Annotated in this window: 19 protein-coding genes and 1 pseudogene; 12 read left to right on the top strand and 8 right to left on the bottom strand. The window is 68.0% G+C overall.

Annotated features, from left to right (window positions below; all coding sequences use genetic code 11):
• Window positions 1-53: 53 nt before the first annotated feature.
• Together U5805_RS18125 and U5805_RS18120 are read left to right on the top strand one after the other, a co-directional pair.
• Complete coding sequence (locus tag U5805_RS18125) at window positions 54-1,328, top strand: TraB/GumN family protein (protein ID WP_322104872.1); 1,275 nt, start codon at window positions 54-56, stop codon at window positions 1,326-1,328.
• 334 nt (window positions 1,329-1,662) lie between these two features.
• Window positions 1,663-2,457 carry a glycosyltransferase family 2 protein gene (locus U5805_RS18120; protein ID WP_322104871.1) on the top strand — a complete coding sequence of 265 codons (795 nt, stop codon included), beginning with the start codon at window positions 1,663-1,665 and terminating at the stop codon, window positions 2,455-2,457.
• A gap of 74 nt (window positions 2,458-2,531) precedes the next feature.
• On the opposite strand, the gene U5805_RS18115 is transcribed toward U5805_RS18120, so the two are convergent.
• The 5 genes and pseudogenes from U5805_RS18115 to pxpB form a co-directional block, all read right to left on the bottom strand.
• Complete coding sequence (locus tag U5805_RS18115; protein WP_322104870.1) at window positions 2,532-3,488, bottom strand: DUF979 domain-containing protein; 957 nt, start codon at window positions 3,486-3,488, stop codon at window positions 2,532-2,534.
• Complete coding sequence (locus U5805_RS18110) at window positions 3,485-4,294, bottom strand: DUF969 domain-containing protein (RefSeq protein WP_322104869.1); 810 nt, start codon at window positions 4,292-4,294, stop codon at window positions 3,485-3,487. The genes U5805_RS18115 and U5805_RS18110 overlap by 4 nt, the downstream gene beginning before the upstream one ends.
• A 302-nt stretch (window positions 4,295-4,596) precedes the next feature.
• On the bottom strand, window positions 4,597-5,352 hold the full coding sequence (gene pxpA, locus U5805_RS18105; RefSeq protein ID WP_322104868.1) for a 5-oxoprolinase subunit PxpA: 756 nt from the start codon (window positions 5,350-5,352) through the stop codon (window positions 4,597-4,599).
• A gap of 226 nt (window positions 5,353-5,578) precedes the next feature.
• Window positions 5,579-6,628, bottom strand: a pseudogene (locus U5805_RS18100) (biotin-dependent carboxyltransferase family protein); the annotation flags it as partial.
• Complete coding sequence (pxpB, locus tag U5805_RS18095; RefSeq protein WP_322104867.1) at window positions 6,625-7,284, bottom strand: 5-oxoprolinase subunit PxpB; 660 nt, start codon at window positions 7,282-7,284, stop codon at window positions 6,625-6,627. The pseudogene U5805_RS18100 and the gene pxpB, both read right to left, overlap by 4 nt.
• 187 nt (window positions 7,285-7,471) lie before the next feature.
• Here pxpB and U5805_RS18090 point away from each other — a divergent pair, with 187 nt between their 5' ends.
• Complete coding sequence (locus U5805_RS18090; RefSeq protein ID WP_322104866.1) at window positions 7,472-7,984, top strand: winged helix DNA-binding protein; 513 nt, start codon at window positions 7,472-7,474, stop codon at window positions 7,982-7,984.
• Here U5805_RS18090 and U5805_RS18085 read toward each other — a convergent pair whose 3' ends face one another.
• Entirely contained in the window at window positions 7,985-8,680 is a 696-nt protein-coding gene (locus U5805_RS18085) for a 5-formyltetrahydrofolate cyclo-ligase (protein ID WP_322104865.1), read from the bottom strand.
• A 20-nt stretch (window positions 8,681-8,700) separates the two neighbouring features.
• Here U5805_RS18085 and U5805_RS18080 point away from each other — a divergent pair, with 20 nt between their 5' ends.
• From U5805_RS18080 to U5805_RS18065, 4 genes are all read left to right on the top strand, one after another.
• Complete coding sequence (locus U5805_RS18080) at window positions 8,701-10,674, top strand: lytic transglycosylase domain-containing protein (protein WP_322104864.1); 1,974 nt, start codon at window positions 8,701-8,703, stop codon at window positions 10,672-10,674.
• Window positions 10,675-10,816: 142 nt separating this feature from the next.
• Window positions 10,817-11,773: a complex I NDUFA9 subunit family protein gene (locus U5805_RS18075; RefSeq protein ID WP_322104863.1), complete on the top strand. Its 957-nt coding sequence runs from the start codon at window positions 10,817-10,819 to the stop codon at window positions 11,771-11,773.
• Between the two features lie 75 nt (window positions 11,774-11,848).
• The gene (locus U5805_RS18070) at window positions 11,849-12,496 is read left to right on the top strand and encodes a glutathione S-transferase family protein (RefSeq protein WP_322104862.1); all 648 of its coding nucleotides are present in this window, start codon (window positions 11,849-11,851) and stop codon (window positions 12,494-12,496) included.
• Window positions 12,496-13,758, top strand: a complete 1,263-nt coding sequence (locus U5805_RS18065; protein ID WP_322104861.1) for a multifunctional CCA addition/repair protein — start codon at window positions 12,496-12,498, stop codon at window positions 13,756-13,758. The genes U5805_RS18070 and U5805_RS18065 overlap by 1 nt, the downstream gene beginning before the upstream one ends.
• 90 nt (window positions 13,759-13,848) lie before the next feature.
• Here the strand turns inward: U5805_RS18065 and U5805_RS18060 are convergent, their stop codons facing one another.
• A complete protein-coding gene (locus U5805_RS18060) occupies window positions 13,849-14,043 on the bottom strand; it encodes a DUF2905 domain-containing protein (RefSeq protein WP_322104860.1) in 195 nt (64 codons plus the stop codon).
• A gap of 94 nt (window positions 14,044-14,137) precedes the next feature.
• Window positions 14,138-15,361 (bottom strand): class I SAM-dependent methyltransferase, encoded by a 1,224-nt coding sequence (locus U5805_RS18055; RefSeq protein ID WP_322104859.1) that lies wholly within the window; start codon window positions 15,359-15,361, stop codon window positions 14,138-14,140.
• 13 nt (window positions 15,362-15,374) lie between these two features.
• Here U5805_RS18055 and U5805_RS18050 point away from each other — a divergent pair, with 13 nt between their 5' ends.
• From U5805_RS18050 to glmS, 5 genes are all read left to right on the top strand, one after another.
• A complete protein-coding gene (locus tag U5805_RS18050; RefSeq protein WP_322104858.1) occupies window positions 15,375-16,238 on the top strand; it encodes an SDR family oxidoreductase in 864 nt (287 codons plus the stop codon).
• A gap of 236 nt (window positions 16,239-16,474) precedes the next feature.
• Window positions 16,475-16,870 carry a dihydroneopterin aldolase gene (locus tag U5805_RS18045; protein ID WP_322104857.1) on the top strand — a complete coding sequence of 132 codons (396 nt, stop codon included), beginning with the start codon at window positions 16,475-16,477 and terminating at the stop codon, window positions 16,868-16,870.
• Between the two features lie 3 nt (window positions 16,871-16,873).
• Window positions 16,874-17,884 (top strand): tRNA 2-thiocytidine(32) synthetase TtcA, encoded by a 1,011-nt coding sequence (ttcA, locus tag U5805_RS18040; protein ID WP_322104856.1) that lies wholly within the window; start codon window positions 16,874-16,876, stop codon window positions 17,882-17,884.
• Window positions 17,885-18,102: 218 nt separating this feature from the next.
• On the top strand, window positions 18,103-19,464 hold the full coding sequence (gene glmU, locus U5805_RS18035; protein WP_322104922.1) for a bifunctional UDP-N-acetylglucosamine diphosphorylase/glucosamine-1-phosphate N-acetyltransferase GlmU: 1,362 nt from the start codon (window positions 18,103-18,105) through the stop codon (window positions 19,462-19,464).
• A 74-nt stretch (window positions 19,465-19,538) separates the two neighbouring features.
• A complete protein-coding gene (gene glmS, locus U5805_RS18030; protein ID WP_322104855.1) occupies window positions 19,539-21,356 on the top strand; it encodes a glutamine--fructose-6-phosphate transaminase (isomerizing) in 1,818 nt (605 codons plus the stop codon).
• The last annotated feature ends 212 nt before the right edge of the window (window positions 21,357-21,568 follow it).

Raw genomic sequence — 21,568 nt, 5'->3', positions numbered from 1 at the left:
CGACGGCGGCGCGCCGCTTGACGCGCCGCCAGCCGGGAGGCGGCCGTCGCGCCGTGATTTCCCTGTTGTCGTGGGTCGTTTCGAGCGCCGCCATGGCCGTGGCGGCGCTGTGCGCGCGATGGCGCAGGACGCGTGGCGCGCGCTACGTGTTCGGCGCGGCGCTCGCGCTGGCGGTGGCGTGCGGGCCGGCGCTGGAGCGGCCGTGGCGGCTCGCGCGGGCGCAGGGCGGCGCGCCGTCGTGTGCGCTCGCGCCGGCGTCGGCTGGGACGTCGGCTTGGGCGTCGGCTTGTGCGTCGTTCGTGGGCGCCGTCGACGTGTTGTTCCACGCGCGCGGCTTCGTGCCGGTCGCGCGTGCGGCGGGCGCCGCGGCGCGCACGCCGGTGCCGCTTTCGCCCACGCCCTCCACCAACGCCATTCCCGGCTTTCATCCCGCGCCCGCCGTGCCCAGCTACGCCTCGGGCACCACGGCGGGCGGCCCGGTGCGCAGGCAGCCCGCGCGCATGCCGTTTTATGTCGCGACGCGCGGCAACGTCACCATTTATCTGCTCGGCACGCTGCATGTGGGCGACCCCGCCGACTATCCGCCGGGCCAGCCGTTTCGCAAGCCCGTCCTCGCGGCGCTCGCGGCCTCGCCGATCATGGCGCTCGAACTTTCGCCCGACGATCTGCTCGTCTCGCAGGACGACGTTTCGCGCTACGGCGTATGCCGCCGCCCCTGTTTGCCCGGCCTTTTGCCCGAGCCGCTATGGCAGAAGCTCGAGGCGCGCATGCGCGGCAACCCCGACGCGCTCGCGGAAATCCGCAAGATGCGGCCGTGGCTCGCCTCGCTGCTGGTGGAAACCTACGATTCGCTGAGCGCCGGCCTGCAAACCGAATACGGCACCGAGGCGCAATTGCAGAACGTGTTCCTGCGCTGGAAGGGGCGCCGCATCGTCGGGCTCGAAACGCTTTCCGAGCAGATGCGCGCGTTCACGAATCTCTCGCTTGCGCAGCAGCGCGAAATGCTCGCACAGGATCTCGCGCAAACACCCGCGCAAAACGTGGCCGACGTGCAAACCTTGCTGCGGCTCTGGCGCGTGGGCGACGCCGATGCGATTGCCGCGTGGGAAACCGCGCGCACGGAAAAGCTCTCGCACGACCCGCGCGTGGCGGCTTCGGTGGACTATCGCATCGTCTATGCGCGCAACCGGCGCTTCGTGCAGCGCATGCAGCAATACGTGGCGCCGAACAAGCCGCTGTTCGTGGCCGTGGGCGCGCTGCATCTGGGCGGACCCCGCGGCGTGCTGCAATTGCTGCGTCAGCGCGGCTACACGGTCGATCCGGGCTAGGGCGTTCGTTTTCGCGGCACGCGGTCCGGCGGCGCGGGCGTCGAGCGCGGCGGCGAAGCCGCAATGCAGGATCGGGGACAGGGCGATTTCATGGCGGCGGCGACCATTCCGATTCGCGGCCGGCGGCCGATTTGCAAGCAATCGGATTTGCAAGCAATCGTCAACCGTAAAAGTCCGGCCGCTCCGGCGCGATAAGCGCACTCCGAAAGCGGCGGCCCTTTGCGCTCGATTTCGGTTTGTGTTCGCCGGCGGCGGATTTAGACGAAATTCGATATCGACGCAGGGGCCGCGCACCTACCATTCGGGTTTTTCGCAGTTCCAGGGATTTTTCATCATGCAGCCCCCATCGACCGCCGCCGCGAGCGCGCCTCTCGTGAGCGTCATCACGCCTACGCGGAATCGGCACGCGCTACTGCCGTTCGCCTACCGCTCGTTCGCGTCGCAGCAGGCGAGCGCGATCGAGTGGATCGTGATCGACGACAGCGACGCGCCCAGCGCATTCATGACCCAGCTCGCCGACCTGCGCGTGGTGTATCGCCACTTGCCCGCGCGCATGACGATCGGCGAAAAGCGCAATCTCGCGGTCGAACTCGCACGCGGCGAAATCATCGCCCATTTCCACGACGACGACTTCTATGCGCCGCATTACCTGAGCACGATGCTCGACCAGATGCGCCGCCACGAGGCCGATTTCGTCAAGCTCGGCGCGTTCTTTCTCTACAGCCGCGTGTACGGCCAGTTCGCGTACTGGGATTTGATGCGCAAGAGCGGGCTGCACTTCTGCTGGAGCGAACGGCCGATGACGGCGCTCAACTTCCCCGACGCCGCCGCCGTGTTCGCCGACAACCATCTCAGCTACGGCTTCAGCTATCTCTACACCCGGCGCCTGTGGGCCGCGCAGCCGTTCGAGCCGCGTTCGCTCAACGAAGACGGCGTGTTCGCCACGGCCGCCCTTGCGCGCGGCGCGCGCATCGCCTTGCCCGCCGACGACGCCGGCCTGTGCCTGCATGTGCTGCACGCGCAGAACACGTCGAAAAGCTTTCCGCAGTACCTGCTGCCCCAAGTGCTCGTCGCGCGTCACTTTCCGCACTTCCTCCAGGCGCTCGACGCGGCTTCGATGCGCCAATAAAAAACCGGCGCGGGGCGAGGCCGCGCCGGCCTGGTTCGTCGAATCCGCCGAATCCGTCGCGCGGCGCTAGCGGGTCACGAGAACCCCAGCGCATTGAGCAGCACGATGTTCGCCGCCAGAATGCCGAGCGCCGTGGGCACCTGCACGCGGATCACGGCGTTCTTGTCGGGCAGTTCGAGCAGCGCGGCGGGCACCATGTTGAAGTTCGCGGCCATCGGCGTCATGAGCGTGCCGCAGTAGCCCGAGAACATGCCGATCGCGGCCATCATCGCGGGATTGACGTGGAAGATGCCGACCAGCACCGGCACGCCCACGCCGCCCGTCATCACCGGAAACGCGGCGAAGCCGTTGCCCATGATGACCGTGAACAGCGCCATGCCCACGCAATACACGACCACGGCCACGAAGCGCATGTCCATGTCGATGTACGAGGTGGTCAGGTGCGCGACCGCCTTGCCCACGCCCGCGTCGGAGAACACGAGGCCGAGCATGCCGAGCATTTGCGGCAGCACGGCCGCCCACGAGAGCGCGTCGACGAGCCGGCGCGTTTCCTTCATCGACTGGCCGACGCTGTCGCGCGTGATGACGCACGCCACGCCGAGCGCGATCACGCAGCCTATGCCGAAGCCGATCAGCGTGACGTTCTTCGGATCGACGAGCGGGACGCCGCCGAACACGAGATGGCCGGCCGCGAGCGTGAGCACGACCGTGACCACGGGAATCGTGAGCGCGGGCACGAAAAGCTTGTTGCCGAGACGCTTGGCGCTCGCGACGCGCGTTTCGAGCGCGAGCACCCGGGGTTTGGCCGCCGTCACGCCGCCGAAGCCCGCGATCAGCGCCATGGCGAGCACGGCCACGCCGACGGCTTCGGCGGGCAGCTTGTCGCCGACGAGAAAGATGAGCGCGTAGAGCAGCCAGAAACCGCCCGCCGTGAAACGGCGCGGGTGCTCCCGATCCGTCACGATCATGCCGCCGACGATCAACAGCACGATGCCGAGCAGCCAGAACAGCCAGTTGAGCGTGAGCGTCATGCTTCGTCCTCCTGCCGACCCGAGGTTTGCGCCTTGGCGCCGGCTCCGGTTCCCTGCAAGGCGCCGGCGTCGTTCGCGACTTCGCTGCGCGCCGCGCCGGACGCCACGGCGGCGCGCGCGCCGCCGAGTTCCTTTTCCAGCCTGCGATCCAGCAGCCACAGCCGCGCGCCGTGAATCAGGAATGCGCAGATCGCCGTGGGAATGCCCCATAGCGCGACGTGGATCGGCTCGACGGCCACGCCCGCTTCCTTGAGCAGCGTGACCATCAGCACGATCGCGCCGAACGCCACGAAAATATCCTCGCCGAAAAAGAGCCCGACGTTGTCGGTGGCGGCCGCGTACGCGCGCAGCTTATGGCGCACCGCATCCGAAAGCTTGCCGAAGCGGTTTTCGGTGGCGCCTTCGGCCATCGGCGCGATGAGCGGGCGCACCATCTGCGGGTGGCCGCCGAGCCCCGTGAGGCCGACCGCCGCCGTGAGTTCGCGCACGAGCAGATACACGATCAGCAAGCGCCCGGCCGTCGCGGCCTTGATGTTGCCGATCCAGATTTGCGCGCGCTCGCGCAAGCCGTGGCGTTCGAGCAGGCCGATCACCGCGAGCGGCAACAGGATGATGAGCGGGATGTTGCGGGTCTTGATGAAGCCGGCGCCGATCGCCGCGAGTATCCTCGCGGGCGAAAAGCCGGCCGCGAGTCCCGTGGCGACGGCCGCCGCGGCGACGATCAGCATCGGATTGAAGCGTAGTAAAAACCCGGCGACGATGACGGCAACGCCGATCAGCGGCCATAAGTTGACAGTGCTCTGCATGGGATCTCCAAACACTCTGGCTTGTCGTGAATGCCGCGAAACGCGGCGAACGGTCCCGCCGCGCGACGCTTGCTGCGCCTTGCGCGGCGAACTTCATGGACTGCCCGGCTCTATCGGCCGTTCGTGGAACTGCTTGCCTGCTGAGAACAACTGCGCCTTGCCCTGGCGAATTTTTGTCGACGCGCGCTTGTTGGCGCGCTTATCGGTGTGTGCTTGTCGGTGTGTGCTTGTCGATGTGCGCTTATCGACGTGCGCCGCGCGATACGTCATCCGCGATGCGCTGCGGACCGTGGCCCGGCGCGTTAGCCTTGCGCCGGCCCCGCCGCCTGGATGCCGATGCCGGCGTCGTCGAGCGCCGCGCGAATGCGGCGCGCGAACGCGAGCGCGTGCGGGCCGTCGCCGTGCAGGCAGATCGTCTGCGCATTGAGCGGCACCCACGCGCCGTCGACGGCTTGCACGCGCTGCTCGCGGATCATCGCGAGCGTGCGCGCGAGCACGAGATCCTCGTCGTCGAGCAGCGCACCCGGCTGGCTGCGCGGCACGAGCGAGCCGTCGGCGCGATAGCCGCGGTCGGCGAACACTTCCTCCACGGCCACGAGGCCCGCTTCGCGCGCGGCGCTCACGAGCCCGCTGCCCGCGAGCGCGAATACGGTCACCGAAGGGTCGAAGTCATGCACGGCGGACACGATGGCGTCGGCGATCTTCGGGTCGCGCGCGGCCTGGTTGTAGAGCGCGCCGTGCGGCTTGACGTGCGCGATGCGGCCGCCCTCGGCCTGCGCGATGGCGGAAAGCGCGCCCAGTTGATAGAGCACGCCCGCGTAGATTTCGCCGGCGGGCAGATCCATTTCCTTGCGGCCGAAATTCTCGGGGTCGTTGAAACTCGGATGCGCGCCGATCGCCACGCCTTTTTCGACGGCCCAGCGCACGCATTCGCGCATGGCGTTCGCGCCGCCCGCGTGCCAGCCGCAAGCGATGTTGGCGGAACTGACGAGATCGAGCAGCGCCTCGTCGGAGCCGCAGCCTTCGCCGAGATCGGCGTTCAGATCAATGGTGTTCATGATGCTCCTCGTGCCGCCCGTCCACGCCGGGCGGCGAAATGGGTCAGGCGGCGGACGCGCCCGGGGCGTCGCGCGACGCGTCGGGCCGCGCTTCCTTCAACGCTTCTTCCAACGCTTCTTTCGCCGCTTCCTTGCCTGCTGCCTCGCGGGCTTCGTCGGGCGTTCCCTCGTGCGCCGCGTTCGCCGCAGCGCTCGCGACGTTTTTCGATGCCGATGCCGATGCCGATGCCGCCGCAAGCCGCCGGCTCGCGTAACGCTCGTCGTGCATGGCGATCGCGGCGTCGATCTGGCGCAGGTAGGCGCGTTCCTCCTCGAGCGCCGCGCGCGCGACGGACGGCGTGGTTTCGACGAACCGCAGACCGCCCGTCAGGCGCACCTGGGCGAGCTTCCAGAGATCGGCGCGAATCACGGCGCCGATCTTCGGGTAGCCGCCCGTGGTTTGCGCGTCGCTCATCAGCACGATCGGCTGGCCGTTGGGCGGCACCTGGATCGTGCCGGGCAGCACGGCGTGGGAAAGCAGATCGGCGTTGCCGGCGCGTTCGAGCGGCGTGCCCGCGAGCCGGAAGCCCATGCGGTTGCTGTTCGGCGTGACCTGCCATTCGTCGTTCCAGAACGCCTGCTGCGCCTCGGGCGTGAAGCTGCCGTACTCGGGGCCGCGCAGCACACGCAAGGGCGCCGTCACGCCTTCCGCATGCCGCCCGCGCCGGTGCGGCGGCTCCTTGGGGAACGCGAAGTTGCACCACGCGGGCGCTTTCACGCCGAAGGCGGGCGCGAGCGCGCCGAGCGCCGCGCGCTCGCGGCCCGGCGCGAACGAGGCGCCCGTGGCGAGGCGGTCGCCGTCCTTGAGCGCGCGCCCGGCAAGGCCGCCGAAGCCGCCCGCGAGGTCGGTGCTGCGCGAGCCGAGCATCGGCAATACGTCGATGCCGCCCGCCACGCACACGTAGGCGCGCATGCCGCGTTTCGCGCCGGTGAGCACGAGTTCCTCGCCCGCCGCGACCGGCAGGCTCCACCACGACCAGACGGGCTTGCCGCCGAGCGTGGCGCCGAATTCGGTGCCGCTGACGGCAATGCGCGTCGCGCGCGCGAAACGCAGCGCGACGGGTCCGAAGGTGATTTCAAGCCCGGCGGCGTCGGGCCGGTTGCCGACGAGCCGGTTGCCGACTTCGAGCGCAAGCGTGTCGAGCGCGCCGCCCGTGGCGACGCCCAGATGCCGGAAGCCCGGCCGCCCGAGATCCTGGACCGTGGTGAGCAGGCCCGCGCGAACGACTTCGATCATGCGCGCACCTGTGCGACGGTGAAGCGCACGCGATCGCCCGGCATCAGCAGCGTGGGCGGATTGCGCGCGGGATCGAACAACTTGAGCGCCGTGCGGCCGAGCACCTGCCAGCCGCCGGGCGAGGCGGCGGGATACACGCCGGTTTGTTCCCCGCCGATTCCGACCGAACCCGCCGGCACGGCAAGGCGCGGCTCGCGGCGGCGCGGCGTGTGCAGCGCGGGCGCCAGACCGCCCAGATACGCGAAGCCGGGCTGAAAGCCGAGGAAGAACACGGTGTACACGCCCGCCGCGTGGCGCTGCACCACTTCGTCGACGCTCATCTTGCAGTGTTCGGCGACCACGGCGAGGTCCGGGCCGTCCTCGCCGCCGTAGACCACGGGAATCTCGACCTCGCGGCCCGTTTCGGGCGCGTCCCCGGCGCGGCGCCAGGCGTCCTCGAGCGCGGCGGCCAGCGCGGCGCGGTCGGCTTCGAGCGGATCGAAGGTGATCGTCAGATTGTTCATGCCCGGCACCACTTCGCGCACCGGCGCCCAGCCGCGCGCAAGCGCGGCCACGGCCCACACGCGGCGCTGGACTTCCAGCGTGGCGGGCGGCGGCGCTTCGCAGACGAGCGCTTCGTCGCCAAGCGGAAAAATGCGGGGTTCAGGATTCGGCATGGTTCGGCACATCCGGGACGCGTCATCCGGAAAGAGCGGTGACGACAATTCGTTGACAGAGTACATTGTCGATAAATTATCGACAAATTATCAATAAGCGTTTGCACGAGGCGCGGGCTTTCCGCGCCTGACAGTACACTTGCGCCACGCCGCTTTCCGCGCTTCCTACGACCACGGGTGATATGCCATGTCGCGCCAGCCGACCAAGATCGTTTCGTCCGAACATCTCGTCTCCGAAACGAGCGCCGAGCTTTCCGAGTTCGAGTACGCGCTCATCATGGCGGGCAACGCATTCAACCGCTGGATGGTGCGCTGCATGTCGGCGGCGGGCGTGAAGGACATGACGCCGGTCGAGGTGTCGCTGCTGCACCACGTGGGCCATCGCGAGCGGCGCAAGAAACTCGCCGACATCTGCTTCGTGCTCAATATCGAGGACACGCACGTAGCCACCTACGCGCTCAGGAAGCTCGTCTCCAGAGGGTATGTAAAAAGCGAAAAGACCGGCAAGGAAGTGTTTTTCGCGGTGACGGACGCGGGCCGCGAGCTGTGCCTGCGCTACCGCGACGTGCGCGAAAGCTGCCTGATCGCCACGCTCAAGGAGAGCGGCCTCACCAACCTGCAAATCGGCGAAGCGGCGCAATTGATGCGCAACGCCTCCGGCCTTTACGACACGGCCGCGCGCGCGGCGGCCTCGCTCTGATTACGCCGGCCGCGCGAGCCGCGACGACGGCGCGAGATGCGTGGCCGCTTCCGTCACCACGGCGTCGAGCGGCAAATCGTGCGCTTCGCGCGCGAGCACGCCGTCTGCGATCCGGCAGGCTTCGTAGGCCACGCCCACGGTCGCCGGCTGCGCGGCGCCCGGCCACGCGGCGAGCGTGCGGTCGTAATAGCCGCCGCCGTAGCCGAGCCGGTAGCCTTCGCGGTCGAAGCCCACGCACGGCACGAGCAGCAGGTCGGGCATGACGGCCTCGCGCGACTCGGGCTCGGGAATGCCGTGATGGCCCGCACGCATGGGCGCCTCGGGCGTCCATGCGTGGAACACGAGCGGCGCATGACGTTCGGGAATGTGCGGCAGCGCGGCCCGGCGCGAAGGATCGGCGGCGAGCCAGGCGGCGATCAAGCCGCGCGCGTCGTATTCGCCGCGCAACGGCCAGTAAAAGCCGATGCAGGGCGACGGCGGGGGAGCCGAATCTTGCGCTGAATCTTGCGCTGAAAACTGCGCCGAAAATTGCAGCGAAGCGCGACCCGAATATTGCGCAAGCAGGGCTTCGAGCCGCACCGTCAGGGCGGCGCCGATAGCGGCATCGGAAGCCGCCGCGATCCGCAGAGGAAGGAGCCTCGCACGCCAGTCCTTTTTGGATTCTGTATGAGGGTTGCGTGCTATGCTTGGGTTCACCTCGCGCTCCCGTAATAACGATGTCCAAACGCCTTGTCCGAGTATATCGCCTGGTCGGTCTAGCACTCTCCGCGGCGGCACTCGTAGCATGCAGCACGGCGGACGCCGTGCGGCCCGTCGCGCTGCCCATAGGCGCGATTCCCACTCCCGACGACCAAACGTTCATCCAGCTTCGCGAAGCCGCGCGCAATAACGATCCCGCGCGCGCCGCGCAACTGGCTGCGTCGATCCCGGATTACCCGGCGCCGTCGTATCTCGAATACTTCCAGATCAAGCCGCAGTTGTTCGACTCGCAGGGTCACGCGCGCGTGGACGCGCCCGACGCGCCCGTGCTCTCGTTCCTCCAGCGCTACGACGGCCAGGCCATCGCGGACCGCCTGCGCAACGACTATCTGCTCGTGCTCGGCGCGCGCCACGACTGGGCGAACTTCGACCGGCAATACCCGCGCTTCGTGCTCAACGACGACACGCAGGTCAAGTGCTACGCGCTCGAATCGCGCGCGGCGCACGGCGAGAACGTGGCCGCCGCGGCGCGCGCGCTGCTGGTCGAGCCGCGCAATTACGGCGACGGCTGCGTCGACCTCATCACGGCGCTCGCCATCAAAGGCCAGTTTTCGAGCGACGACGTCTGGGCGCAAATCCGCGTCGCGTACGAGCAGAACCAGACCTCGACCGGCGCGAAGCTGCTCGACGGCCTCGCGCAACGCCCCGATCCCACGGCGTTCAGCCAGGCCGTGAGCACGCCGCCGCTCATGCTCGCGCAAGGCGTGAGCGCCGATCCCGCCTCGCATCAGCTCGCGCTGCTCGCGGTCACGGCGATGGCGCGCAACGACCCGGCCATGGCGGCGGCCACGTTCGCGGCCGTCGCGCCGCAGCTCAGTTCGCCCGAACGCGCGATCGGCTGGGGCACGATCGGTTATCAGGCCGCGCTCAAGCGCCTGCCCGGCGCGCTCGACTGGTATCGGCTTTCGGCGAACGCGCCGCTTTCGAACCCGGCTTACGAGTGGCGCACGCGCGCGGCGCTGCTCGGCGGCGACTGGACCATGGTGCGCTGGTCGATCGAGCAGATGCCCGAGGCGCTGCGCGCCCAGCCGGCCTGGGTCTACTGGCATGCGCGCGCGCTCAAGCGGGCGGGCGAAACGGCGCAGGCCAACCAGGAGTTTTCGTCGATCTCGCAGGGCTTCAACTTCTATGGCCAGCTCGCCACGGAAGAACTCGGCCAGAAGATCACCATTCCGCCCAAAACCACGGTCAGCGACGCCGAAATCGCCCAGGTCGCGCAAACGCCGGGCTTCGCGCTCGCGCAGCGCTTCTACGCGCTCAACCTGCGGCTCGAGGGCAACCGCGAATGGAACTGGCCGCTGCGCGGCATGAGCGACCGCCAGCTATTGGCCGTGGCCGAATACGCCAAGCGCATCCAGTTGCTCGACCGCACGGTGAACACGGCCGACCGCACGCAAACCGAGCACGACTTCTCGCTGCGCTATCTCGCGCCGTTTCGCGACGTGGTGGAGCGCGACGCGCAAACCAATGGACTCGACGTCGAATGGGCCTATGGCCTGATCCGCCAGGAGTCGCGCTTCATTCTCAACGCGAAGTCGGGCGTGGGCGCGAGCGGCCTCATGCAGATCATGCCGGCCACGGCGCAAATGGTGGCGAGAAAGATCGGCATGGGCCCGCTCTCGCGCGACCAGCTCAACGATCTCGACACCAACATCCTGCTCGGCACGAACTATCTGTCGATGATCTACAATCAGTTCGACGGTTCCGCCGTGCTCGCCACCGCGGGCTACAACGCGGGGCCGGGCCGGCCGCGCCAGTGGCGGTCCACGTTGCAGGGCGGCGTCGAAGGCGCCATCTTCGCGGAAACCATTCCGTTCCAGGAAACCCGCGATTACGTGAAAAACGTGCTGTCGAACACGGTCTACTACGCGGCGCTGTTCGAAGGGCGTCCGCAATCGCTGAAGGCGCGCCTCGGCTACATTTCGCCGTAAGCGCCCGCCGTCACGTCACGCCGTGCCGCCTTCCGGGCGCGCGGCGTGCTCGCTTCTCGCGGGTCGCGCCGCGCGAGTCCGGCTCACACGCCGGGCCTCTCGCGGCCTCTGCGTTCCCCAAGCCTGATGAGGGAGGTCGAAGATGAAGCATCAAGCCATCGCGGTCATCGGCGGTTCGGGATTCATCGGCAGCCATCTCGTCAACGCGCTCGTGGAAGCGGGCAAGAACGTGCGCGTCGCCTCGCGCCGCCGCTTCAACGCGCGCCATCTCACCATGCTGCCCATCGACGTGATCGAGACCGACGTGTCCGATCCCGTCGCGCTCGCCGCCTTCGTCGAAGGCGCCGACGCCGTCATCAATCTCGTCGGCACGCTCAACGGCGGCCACGGCCGGCCTTACGGGCCGGGCTTCGCCAAACTCCACGTCGACCTGCCGACGAAGATCGTCGCCGCATGCGAGAGCAAGGGCGTACACCGGCTCGTTCACGTGAGCGCGCTCGGCGCCGACCCGAACGGGCCGAGCATGTATCTGCGCTCGAAGGGCGACGGCGAGAAAGCCGTGCAGTCGTCGCCGGCGCTCGCGTCCACGATCTTCCGGCCTTCGGTGATCTTCGGTCCCGAGGACACTTTTCTCAACCGTTTCGCGCTGCTGCAAAAGCTCTTTCCGGTGATTCCGCTCGCTATGCCGGACGCGCGCTTTCAGCCCGTGTTCGTCGGCGACGTATCGAAGGCCATCGTCAACGTGCTCGATCTCGACGCCGCGAGCGGGCGCACCTACGAGCTGGGCGGCCCGAGCGTCTACACGCTCGAACAACTGCTCCAGTATTGCGGCGAAGCGATCGGCCGCCGCGCGCGCATCGTGCGTCTGCCCGACGCCTTCGCGCGCTTGCAGGCGCTCTCGTTCGAAATGGCGCCCGGCGAGCCCGTCATCACGCGCGATAATCTCGATTCGATGAAAGTGGACAGCGTGCTCAGCGGGCCGCTTGCGCCCGAGCTGGATCTCGATCCCGCCAGCATCGAAACCATCGCGCCGCTTTATCTCGCCAACGCCTCGCTGCGCTCGCGCCTGAACCTTTTTCGCGCGAGCGCGGGGCGGTAGCGTGCGGTAGTTGCGCCGTTATTCACGCGGCGTTCCGGCGGCGCGCCGCCCCCATTCTTTACGGTCTTTCCAGGCATGAAGCTCGTCATTGCAGACAAGAACTATTCGTCGTGGTCGCTGCGTCCGTGGCTGCTGCTCAAGCACTTCGGCATTGCGTTCGAGGAGGTGCTGATCGAACTCGACGAACCCGCGACGAAGGCGTCCATTCTGGCGTTTTCGGCGTCGGGCAAGGTGCCGTGCCTGATCGACGACGAAGGTCTTGCCGTGTGGGATTCGCTCGCGATCGTCGAAACGCTGGCCGAGCGCTTTCCCCAGCACGCGTTCTGGCCGCGCGACGCGAAGGCGCGCGCCCGCGCCCGCAGCGTGAGCGCCGAAATGCACGCGGGCTTCGGCGCGTTGCGCAACGACATGCCGATGAACATCCGCAAGGTGAAGCCGGGCGCGGGCGCGACGCCGGCCGCGCTCGCCGACGTCGCGCGCATCGACGCGATCTGGTGCGCCTGCCTCGCCGAAAGCGGCGGCCCGTTCCTGTTCGGCGAATTCGGCATTGCCGACGCCATGTACGCGCCCGTGGCCATGCGCTTCGCGAGCTATCAGCCGGCGCTTTCGGCGCCCGCCGCGGCCTACTGCGAGCGCCTGCGCGCGCTGCCCGCGCTGGCCGAATGGATCGAGGCCGCGCGGCGCGAAACCCATGTCGTGGCCCACGACGAGCGCGACGACTGATGAAGATCTATGTCGTAGGCGGCGCGATCCGCGACGAAATGCTCGGCCTGCCCGTGCGCGACCGCGATTACGTCGTGGTCGGCGCGACGCCGGAGCAAATGGCGGCGCAGGGTTATCGGCCCGTCGGCAAGGACTTTCCCGTCTTCCTGCATCCCGAGACGCACGAGGAATACGCGCTTGCGCGCACCGAGCGCAAGACGGCCGCCGGTTATCACGGCTTCCAGTTTTTCTACGCGCCCGACGTGACGCTGGAACAAGACCTGGCGCGCCGCGACCTCACGATCAACGCGATGGCGCGCGAAGTCCAGCCGGGCGGCGTGCTGACCGGGCCCGTGGTCGATCCGTTCGGCGGCGCGCGCGATTTGCGGGACCGCGTGTTCCGCCATGTGAGCGAGGCGTTTCTCGAAGACCCGGTGCGCATCCTGCGCATCGCGCGGTTCGCCGCCCGTTTCGCCGATTTCACCGTCGCGCCCGAAACGCTCGCCCTCATGCGCGAGATGGTGAATTCGGGCGAAGCGGATGCGCTCGTGCCGGAGCGCGTGTGGCAGGAACTCGCGCGCGGTCTCATGGAGGCGAAGCCGTCGCGCATGTTCGCGGTGCTGCGCGAGTGCGGCGCGCTCGCGCGCGTGCTGCCCGAAGTCGACGCGCTCTGGGGCGTGCCGCAGCGCGCCGACTATCATCCGGAAGTCGACACCGGCGTACACGTGATGATGGTGATCGACCACGCGGCCGCGCAAGGCTATGCGCTGCCGGTGCGCTTCGCGGCGCTCACGCACGACCTCGGCAAGGCGACCACGCCCGAGGACGTGCTGCCGCGCCATATCGGCCATGAGGGGCGCAGCGTCGATCTCATCAAGCCGCTTTGCGACCGGCTGCGCGTGCCCAACGAATGCCGCGACCTCGCGCTGCTGGTCGCGCGCGAGCATGGCAACGTGCATCGCGTGATGGACATGAATGCGGCGTCGCTCGTGCGCATGTTCGAACGCTGCGACGCGCTGCGCAAACCGGCGCGTTTCGCCGAGGCGCTACAGGCATGCGAGTGCGATCTGCGCGGACGCCTGAACTGGGAGCACGCGCCGTATCCGCAAGCCGAGCGTTTGCGCGTGGCGCTCGTGGCGGCGCGCGGCGTGGATGCGGGCGCGATTGCGCAAGGCATTGCGCAGGCGCATCCGAAGGGCGCGACCGGAAAGATCAAGGAAGCCGTGCATCAGGCGCGCATCGAAGCGGTGGAAGCGGCGCTGGCGGCCGAGGCTCGACCTTGACGCACGGCGCGGCGCGGCCGAAGCGAACGGTAATCGAAGGCGACGTTGACGCGAAGTCGAGGCGAAACTGAAGCGCCGTGGGAGTGCCCGTTAAAGCACGCGCACGAGAAACGAGAGCGCCATCGAGAGAACCAGCGTCGACATGAAAGGCAGCGGATATTCGCGGCCGAAGATCCGCAAGGTGATGTCGCCGGGCATCCTGCCGATGCCGAGCTTCTTCAGCCACGGCTGCGCGCCCGAAAGAATCGCCACGGCGATGAAGGTGGTGAGAAACCAGCGGATCATGTCGGCGGCTTAAGGGTTGTCGTTGCGTGAGTCTTGCGCTTTCATGCGCGCTTTCGCGGGTTTTCGCGCGTTACGACGCGCATTACACCGCGCATTACAAAGTATGGCTGCGGTCGCCGCGCGCGAACGCCGCGAGCGTCGCACCGCTCGTGTCGATGCCGCGCGAAAACGCGATCACCTTGAACAGCTCGCCCATTTCCGCTTCGGAAACCAGTTTTTGCACGGCGTTCGCGGCCGGCAAGAACCGCTGCGCGTCGCGCGGATCGATCTCGCCGAGCACTTCGGTAATGCCCGCGTTCATCAGGAAGCGCGCCTGCGAGGTGTAGCCGAGCAGGTCCGCGCCCGCTTCCACGCCCGCTTCGGCGATACCGGTGAATTCCACGTGCGCCGTGATGTCCTGCAAGCCGGGATAAAGAAACGGATCGCCGTGCGCCCGGTGGCGATAGTGGCACATCAGCGTGCCTTGCGTGCGCTGCGGGTGGTAATACTCGTGGCGCGGAAAACCGTAGTCGATAAACAACGCCACGCCGCGCGCGAGCATCGCGCAAACGGTGCGCGTGAACGCGAGCGCGGCCTCGTGCGTTTCCGTCACGTAATCCTCGCTGCCTTCGATGTTCGCGAGCGCGCCGTGCGGGCCGCCGCCGTGCCAGCTGGCGTCGAGGCCCGATTGCGCCGGCCGGTCCGCGAAAGCGAGCGCGCCCTCGTCGTTCACGCTCACGCCGCGCTCGAACCACACCGCGTCCTTGCGCGCGAAAAGGCGCACCGGCATGGCGTCGAGCACTTCGTTGCCGATCACCACGCCCTCGAACGTTGCGGGCAGGGCGTCGAGCCACGTCACCCGGTCCAGCAGCGCGGGCGCGAGCGCCGCGATGGTTTCGCGCTGGCGTTCGCGCAGTTCGCCCGAAAGATCGACGATCGCATAGGCGTCGAACGCCACGCCCGCCGCGTCGAGCGCGAGCATCACGCCGGCCGCGAGCCGCCCGGTGCCCGCGCCGAATTCCATCAGCCGATGCGTGCCGCTTGCCGCGAGCGCTTGCGCCACGGCGCGCGCGAGTGTCGCGGCAAAGAGCGGCGAGAGCTCGGGCGCGGTGACGAAGTCGCTGCCGTCGTCGGCGAACAGGCCGAACTTGCGCGCGCCGCCGCCGTAATAGCCGAGCTTGGGCGCGTACAGCGCGCGCTCCATGTAGCGGTCGAACGGCAGCCAGCCGCCCGCCGCGGCGATTTCGGCGCGCAGCGTGGCCGCGAGCGCCTCGGACTGCGCGAGCGCGATCGGCTCGGGAACAGGTAAACTAGCGGGTTCGTGAGCTTTCGGATTCATCCCGGCATTGTAAATGAGCGCAACTTCGGTGATCCGCCCGGCCGACGCCGATGCGTCGGCGCATGACGATGGATCGCGCCCCGATTTATCCGGCCGCGCGCCCGTGGTGCTGGTGACGGGCGGCGGACGCCGCATCGGCCGCGAGTTGTCGCTGGGCTTCGCGGCGCGCGGCTGGGACGTCGCGGTGCATTACGGCGAATCGCGCGAGGGCGCCGGGGAAGTCGTCGCGCAAATTGCCGCGATGGGCCGCCGCGCCGTGGCGCTGCACGCCGATCTCGCCGACGAAGCCGAAGTGGCGCGCCTCGTGCCCGACTGCGCCGCGGCGCTCGGCCGGCCCGTGTGCGTGCTCAACAACGCCTCGCGCTTCGACGAGGACACGGCGCGCGACGTCGGCTACGCGAAGCTGCTCGATCTGATGGCGATCAACGTGGGCGCACCGCTCGTGCTGGCGCGCACGCTGTTCGAGGCCACGCCCGAGGCGGCCGAACACGACGAGACGCTGCGCAGTTGCGTCATCAACGTGCTGGATCAAAAGCTGTACAACATGAATCCCGACTATCTGTCGTACACGCTCACCAAGGCCGCGCTTGCCAACGCGACCGTCGCGCTGGCGCAGGCGCTCGCACCGAAGGTGCGCGTGGTGGGGCTCGCGCCCGGCCTCACGTTGCAGTCGGGCGACCAGACGCCGGAGAGCTTTGCCGCCGCGCATCGCGTCACGCCGCTCAAGCGCGCGTCGCGGCCCGGCGATCTCGTCGATGCGGCGCTGTATCTCGCGCGCGCGGCGGGCGTGACGGGCACGACGCTCGTGGTGGACGGCGGGCAGCATCTCGTGCCGTTGCCGCGCGACGTGATGTTTTTGACGGGCGGCGCCGCCTGACGCGCCGCGCGGTTAGCAATCCGCCGAGGTTGCACGGCTATATTTGCAACTAAATGCATTAAGCGGTTCGCCGTCGCCAACGCTCCGAAGCGGCGCGGCGGGCGCCGGGAAACGAAGCGAGCCGCCGCGCACGAGCGGTTTCGCCGACCGGCCGGCCACGCCGGCCGAACACGAGAGGGCGCGCCGCGCCCGCCCACGTGCGACGCAAACGCACGCTTTTATCGACTGGAACGCACATGTCCGCCGCTTTACTTCATCCCCGGCTTGCCGATTGCCGCCGGCTTTTCCTGCGCAACTACGAGGTACACATCAACATCGGCGTGCATGATTTCGAGAAGCGCGGCGAGCAGCGCGTCGTCATCAACGTCGAGCTGTTCGTGCCGCTTGCCTCGACCACGCCGCACGAGGACAAGTTGCGCGAGGTCGTCGATTACGACTTCATGCGCGCGACCGTAGCCGAACGCGTGGGCAAGGGCCATATCCATTTGCAGGAAACGCTCTGCGACGACCTCGCGGCGGCGCTGCTGTCGCATCAACAGGTGCGCGCGGTGCGCGTTTCGACCGAAAAACCCGACGTTTATCCGGACTGCGACGCGGTGGGCGTCGAAGTCTTTCGCATCAAAGAGGACTGATTCATGAACGCCCCCGAAACGCTGCCCGTCGGCGAGAACGCCCGCGACGCGCACGGCGAAGCCAGCGAAGGCGCGCCCGAGGAAACCAGCCGCCGCGCGCTCACGCGCCGCGAGCAGAAGGAAGCCTACGAGAACAACAAGCTGTTCAAGCGCATCGTGCGTCAGGTCGGCCAGGCGATCGGCGACTACAACATGATCGAGGACGGCGACAAGGTGATGGTCTGCCTGTCGGGAGGCAAGGATAGCTACGCGATGCTCGACGTGCTGTTGCGCCTGCGCGAGCGCGCGCCGATCCACTTCGACATCGTGGCCGTGAATCTCGACCAGAAGCAGCCCGGCTTTCCCGAGCACGTGCTGCCCGAGTATCTGGGCAAGCTGGAGATTCCGTTCCACATCGAAAATCAGGACACGTACAGCATCGTCAAGCGCCTCGTGCCCGAGGGCAAGACCACCTGCTCGCTGTGCTCGCGCCTGCGCCGCGGCGTTCTGTACCGCGTGGCGGGCGAGCTGGGCGCGACCAAGATCGCGCTCGGCCATCATCGCGACGACATCCTGCAAACGCTGCTGCTGAATCTCTTTTACGGCGGCAAGCTGAAGGGCATGCCGCCCAAGCTGCAATCGGACGACGGCAGGAACGTCGTGATCCGGCCGCTCGCCTACGTGAAGGAAACCGATCTGGAAAAGTACGCGGAGCTGCGCGAATTCCCGATCATTCCGTGCAATCTCTGCGGCAGCCAGCCGAACCTCAAGCGCGCGGAAATGAAGGCGCTGATCCGCGAATGGGACAAGCGTTTCCCCGGCCGCGTCGACAACATGTTCAACGCGCTCGGCAACGTCGTGCCTTCGCATCTGATGGACGCGGGGCTGTTCAACTTCACGAATTTGCGCGCGACGGGCGTGGCCGATCCGGCCGGCGACATCGCGTTCGACGAGGAACCGTGCTCCGCCGATCCGGCGCCGGGCGAAGGCGCGCAAGGCGCGACGCTGAAGTTCACGCCGCTCGACGAGCTGTGAGCCGCGCCACCGCCGGCAGGTCGGCGCGGCGGTGATCCGGCGCCGGCGCCGAGCCGCTCCGGCACCGGCGCCGACGCGGTTGTCGGAGCGCGCTGCCAGCGGCGCGTGCGGGCGTTGTCAACGCGCATGAAACGGGGCGCGAAGGCCCGCCCACGCGGTGTTTGGGGGATACCCCCATGCTAGAATCGTCCGCTTCCTTCTCTCTCATCACCGATGCAATGAACGTCGTGATTCTCGCGGCCGGCATGGGCAAACGCATGCATTCCGCGCTGCCGAAAGTCCTCCATCCGCTCGCCGGCAAACCGCTCCTTTCCCATGTGATCGACACCGCCCGCACGCTGGCGCCCACGCGCCTCGTGGTGGTGACGGGGCATGGCGGCGAGGCCGTGCGCGAAGCCGTCGGCGCGCCCGACGTGCAGTTCGCGGTGCAGGCGCAGCAGCTCGGCACGGGCCACGCGCTCGCGCAGGCGCTGCCGCTGCTCGACACGAGCGTGCCCACGCTGGTGCTGTACGGCGACGTGCCGCTCACGCGGGCGTCCACGCTCAAGCGCCTGACCGACGCGGCGGGCGCACACCGCTACGGCATTCTCACCGTCACGCTCGACGACCCGAGCGGCTACGGCCGCATCGTGCGCGACGCGGCGGGCCAGGTCGTGCGCATCGTCGAGCAGAAGGACGCGAGCGAGGCCGAGCGCGAAATCGCCGAAATCAATACGGGCATCGTCGTCACGCCGACGGCGCCGCTCGCGGGCTGGCTCGCGGCGCTCAGGAACGACAACGCGCAGGGCGAGTATTACCTCACCGACGTGGTGGAAGCCGCCATCGCCGCCGGCCACGCGGTCGTGACGGCGCAGCCCGACGCCGCATGGGAAACGCTTGGCGTGAACAGCAAGCCGCAGCTCGCCGAACTCGAGCGCGTGCATCAGCGCAACGTGGCCGAGGCGCTGCTGGTCGCGGGCGCGACGCTCGCGGACCCGGCGCGCATCGACGTGCGCGGCACGCTCGCCTGCGGGCGCGACGTGTTCATCGACGTCAATTGCGTGTTCGAAGGCGAAGTGACGCTTGGCGACAACGTCCACGTCGGCCCGAATTGCGTGATTCGCGCCGCGCGCATCGGCGCGGGCACGCGCGTGGACGCCTTCACGCACGTCGAAGGCGCGACGGTCGGCGAAAACGCGGTGCTCGGCCCGTACGCGCGCCTGCGTCCCGGCGCGGCGCTCGCGAACGGCGTACACGTGGGCAATTTCGTCGAAGTGAAGAACGCGAACATCGGCGCGGGCTCGAAGGCGAACCACCTGAGCTACGTGGGCGACGCCGACGTGGGCGCGGGCGTGAACATCGGCGCGGGCACCATCACGTGTAATTACGACGGCGCGAACAAGCATCGCACCGTCATCGAGGACAACGTGTTCGTCGGCTCGGACACGCAACTCGTCGCGCCGGTGCGCGTGGGCCGCAACGTCACGATCGCGGCGGGCACGACGGTCTGGAAAGACGTGCCGGAAGGCACCCTCGCGCTCAACGAAAAGCGCCAGCTTGCGAAGTCCGGCTACGTTCGTCCGGTCAAGCAGAAGAAATAAACGCGGTATTTCGGCGTCGCGCTTCGTGAACGGCGGGCGCGGCGCCCGGCCTCTCATTGCAAAGGATCGACTCCATGTGCGGCATCGTCGGCGCGGTTGCGCAACGTAACATCGTTCCCATTCTCATCGAAGGATTGCGGCGCCTCGAATATCGGGGCTACGACTCGTGCGGCGTGGCCGTCGTGACGAGCGACGGCCCGCAGCGCGTGCGCAGCGTCGCGCGCGTGGCCGAGCTGGACGACCAGGTGCGCGAGGCGCGCTTCGAAGGCGTGACCGGCATCGCGCATACGCGCTGGGCCACGCACGGCGCGCCCACGGTCAATAACGCGCACCCGATCTCGTCGCGCGACGCGCTCGCGATCGTCCACAACGGCATCATCGAAAACTACGAGTCGCTGCGCGAGATGCTCAAGGCCAAGGGCTACGAGTTCGTGTCGCAAACCGACACCGAAGTCATCGCGCACCTGATCCACAGCCTTTACGAAGGCGATCTGTTCGCGGCCGTGCGCGCGGCCGTGCAGCAGCTCGCGGGCGCCTATGCGATAGGCGTGGTACACAAGGCGCAGCCGCACACGGTGGTGGGCGCGCGCGCCGGCTCGCCGCTCGTGGTGGGCTACGGCAATCGCGAGAACTTCATCGCCTCCGACGCGCTCGCGATCGCGGGCAGCGCCGGGCGCATCAGCTATCTGGAAGAAGGCGACGTCTGCGAGATCACGCTCGACGGCGTGCGCATCGCCGACCGCGCCGGCAATCTCGTCGCACGCGAAGCGCGCGACGTGCAGGCGTACGGCGGCGCGGTCGATCTCGGCCCGTATCGGCATTACATGCAAAAGGAAATCTTCGAGCAACCGCGCGCGATCTCGGACACGATTCCGGCCGCCGACGCGTTCGACGCCAGCCTCTTCGGCGACAACGCGGGCGCGGTGTTCAAGGACATCGACAGCATCCTGATTCTCGCGTGCGGCACGAGCTACTACGCGGGCCTCACGGCGAAATACTGGCTCGAATCGGTCGCGAAGATCCGCACCGAAGTGGAAATCGCGAGCGAGTATCGCTATCGCGAGTCGGTGCCGAATCGGCGCGCGCTCGTCCTCACCATCTCGCAGTCGGGCGAAACGGCGGACACGCTCGCGGCGCTCAAGCACGCGCAGTCGCTCGGCATGACGCACACGCTCGCGGTCTGCAACGTGGGCACGAGCGCGATGGTGCGCCTCACCGAACTCACGTTCCTCACGCACGCGGGGCGCGAGATCGGCGTGGCGTCGACCAAGGCGTTCACCACGCAGCTCGTCGGCCTGTTCATTCTCGCGGTCACGCTCGGCAAGCTGCGCGGCCATGTGAGCGCCGAGCAGGACGCCGCGTACCTGAAGCTGCTGCGCCATTTGCCGGCCGCGCTCAACGGCGTGCTCGCGCTGGAGCCGCAGATCATCGCGTGGTCGGAAGAGTTCGCGCGCAAGGAAAACGCGCTGTTCCTCGGCCGCGGGCTGCACTATCCGATCGCGCTCGAAGGCGCGCTCAAGCTCAAGGAAATCTCGTACATCCACGCCGAGGCGTATCCGGCGGGCGAACTCAAGCACGGACCGCTCGCGCTCGTGACGGAAGCGATGCCCGTGGTCACGGTCGCGCCGAACGACGCGCTGCTCGAAAAGCTCAAGTCGAACATGCAGGAAGTGCGCGCACGCGGCGGCCAGCTTTACGTGTTCGCCGACGCCGACACGCACATCACGAGCGAGGACGGTATCCACGTGATCCGCATGCCGGAAAACTACGGGCTGCTTTCGCCGATCCTGCATACCGTGCCGCTGCAAATGCTCGCGTACCACACGGCGTGCGCGCGCGGCACCGACGTCGACAAGCCGCGCAACCTCGCGAAGTCGGTGACGGTGGAGTAAGTTTTTTCGCGGAAGCGACTGGTGGTAATTGGAATTAGAAACGTTTTCGCCGTAAACGATTCGCCCCGGTTTCGATGAGTTTCGACGCCCAAGTGCTTGATTGAATGGCGTAAACGCTTTCAGTCCAAACCGGTTTGTAGACGGTCGCGTGACCCCTCTGAGCGCGAAAGTGGCAGACGAATGACACCACTTTCGCGTTTTTCCGTCCCCTT

The organism is Paraburkholderia sp. J41 (assembly GCF_905220235.1).
Lineage (GTDB): Bacteria > Pseudomonadota > Gammaproteobacteria > Burkholderiales > Burkholderiaceae > Paraburkholderia.
This window is presented reverse-complemented; position numbering and strand designations above follow the sequence as displayed.

What these genes read in the sequence shown, in the direction of transcription:
- pxpB (WP_322104867.1), bottom strand. Translation starts at nt 7,284, where the DNA reads ATGCCGAATCCTGAACCCCGCATTTTTCCGCTTGGCGACGAAGCGCTC.
- U5805_RS18090 (WP_322104866.1), top strand. Translation starts at nt 7,472, where the DNA reads ATGTCGCGCCAGCCGACCAAGATCGTTTCGTCCGAACATCTCGTCTCC.
- glmS (WP_322104855.1), top strand. Translation starts at nt 19,539, where the DNA reads ATGTGCGGCATCGTCGGCGCGGTTGCGCAACGTAACATCGTTCCCATT.
- U5805_RS18070 (WP_322104862.1), top strand. Translation starts at nt 11,849, where the DNA reads ATGAAGCTCGTCATTGCAGACAAGAACTATTCGTCGTGGTCGCTGCGT.
- U5805_RS18120 (WP_322104871.1), top strand. Translation starts at nt 1,663, where the DNA reads ATGCAGCCCCCATCGACCGCCGCCGCGAGCGCGCCTCTCGTGAGCGTC.
- ttcA (WP_322104856.1), top strand. Translation starts at nt 16,874, where the DNA reads ATGAACGCCCCCGAAACGCTGCCCGTCGGCGAGAACGCCCGCGACGCG.
- glmU (WP_322104922.1), top strand. Translation starts at nt 18,103, where the DNA reads ATGAACGTCGTGATTCTCGCGGCCGGCATGGGCAAACGCATGCATTCC.
- U5805_RS18110 (WP_322104869.1), bottom strand. Translation starts at nt 4,294, where the DNA reads ATGCAGAGCACTGTCAACTTATGGCCGCTGATCGGCGTTGCCGTCATC.
- U5805_RS18075 (WP_322104863.1), top strand. Translation starts at nt 10,817, where the DNA reads ATGAAGCATCAAGCCATCGCGGTCATCGGCGGTTCGGGATTCATCGGC.
- U5805_RS18080 (WP_322104864.1), top strand. Translation starts at nt 8,701, where the DNA reads ATGTCCAAACGCCTTGTCCGAGTATATCGCCTGGTCGGTCTAGCACTC.
- U5805_RS18050 (WP_322104858.1), top strand. Translation starts at nt 15,375, where the DNA reads ATGAGCGCAACTTCGGTGATCCGCCCGGCCGACGCCGATGCGTCGGCG.
- pxpA (WP_322104868.1), bottom strand. Translation starts at nt 5,352, where the DNA reads ATGAACACCATTGATCTGAACGCCGATCTCGGCGAAGGCTGCGGCTCC.
- U5805_RS18045 (WP_322104857.1), top strand. Translation starts at nt 16,475, where the DNA reads ATGTCCGCCGCTTTACTTCATCCCCGGCTTGCCGATTGCCGCCGGCTT.
- U5805_RS18055 (WP_322104859.1), bottom strand. Translation starts at nt 15,361, where the DNA reads ATGAATCCGAAAGCTCACGAACCCGCTAGTTTACCTGTTCCCGAGCCG.
- U5805_RS18065 (WP_322104861.1), top strand. Translation starts at nt 12,496, where the DNA reads ATGAAGATCTATGTCGTAGGCGGCGCGATCCGCGACGAAATGCTCGGC.
- U5805_RS18115 (WP_322104870.1), bottom strand. Translation starts at nt 3,488, where the DNA reads ATGACGCTCACGCTCAACTGGCTGTTCTGGCTGCTCGGCATCGTGCTG.
- U5805_RS18060 (WP_322104860.1), bottom strand. Translation starts at nt 14,043, where the DNA reads ATGATCCGCTGGTTTCTCACCACCTTCATCGCCGTGGCGATTCTTTCG.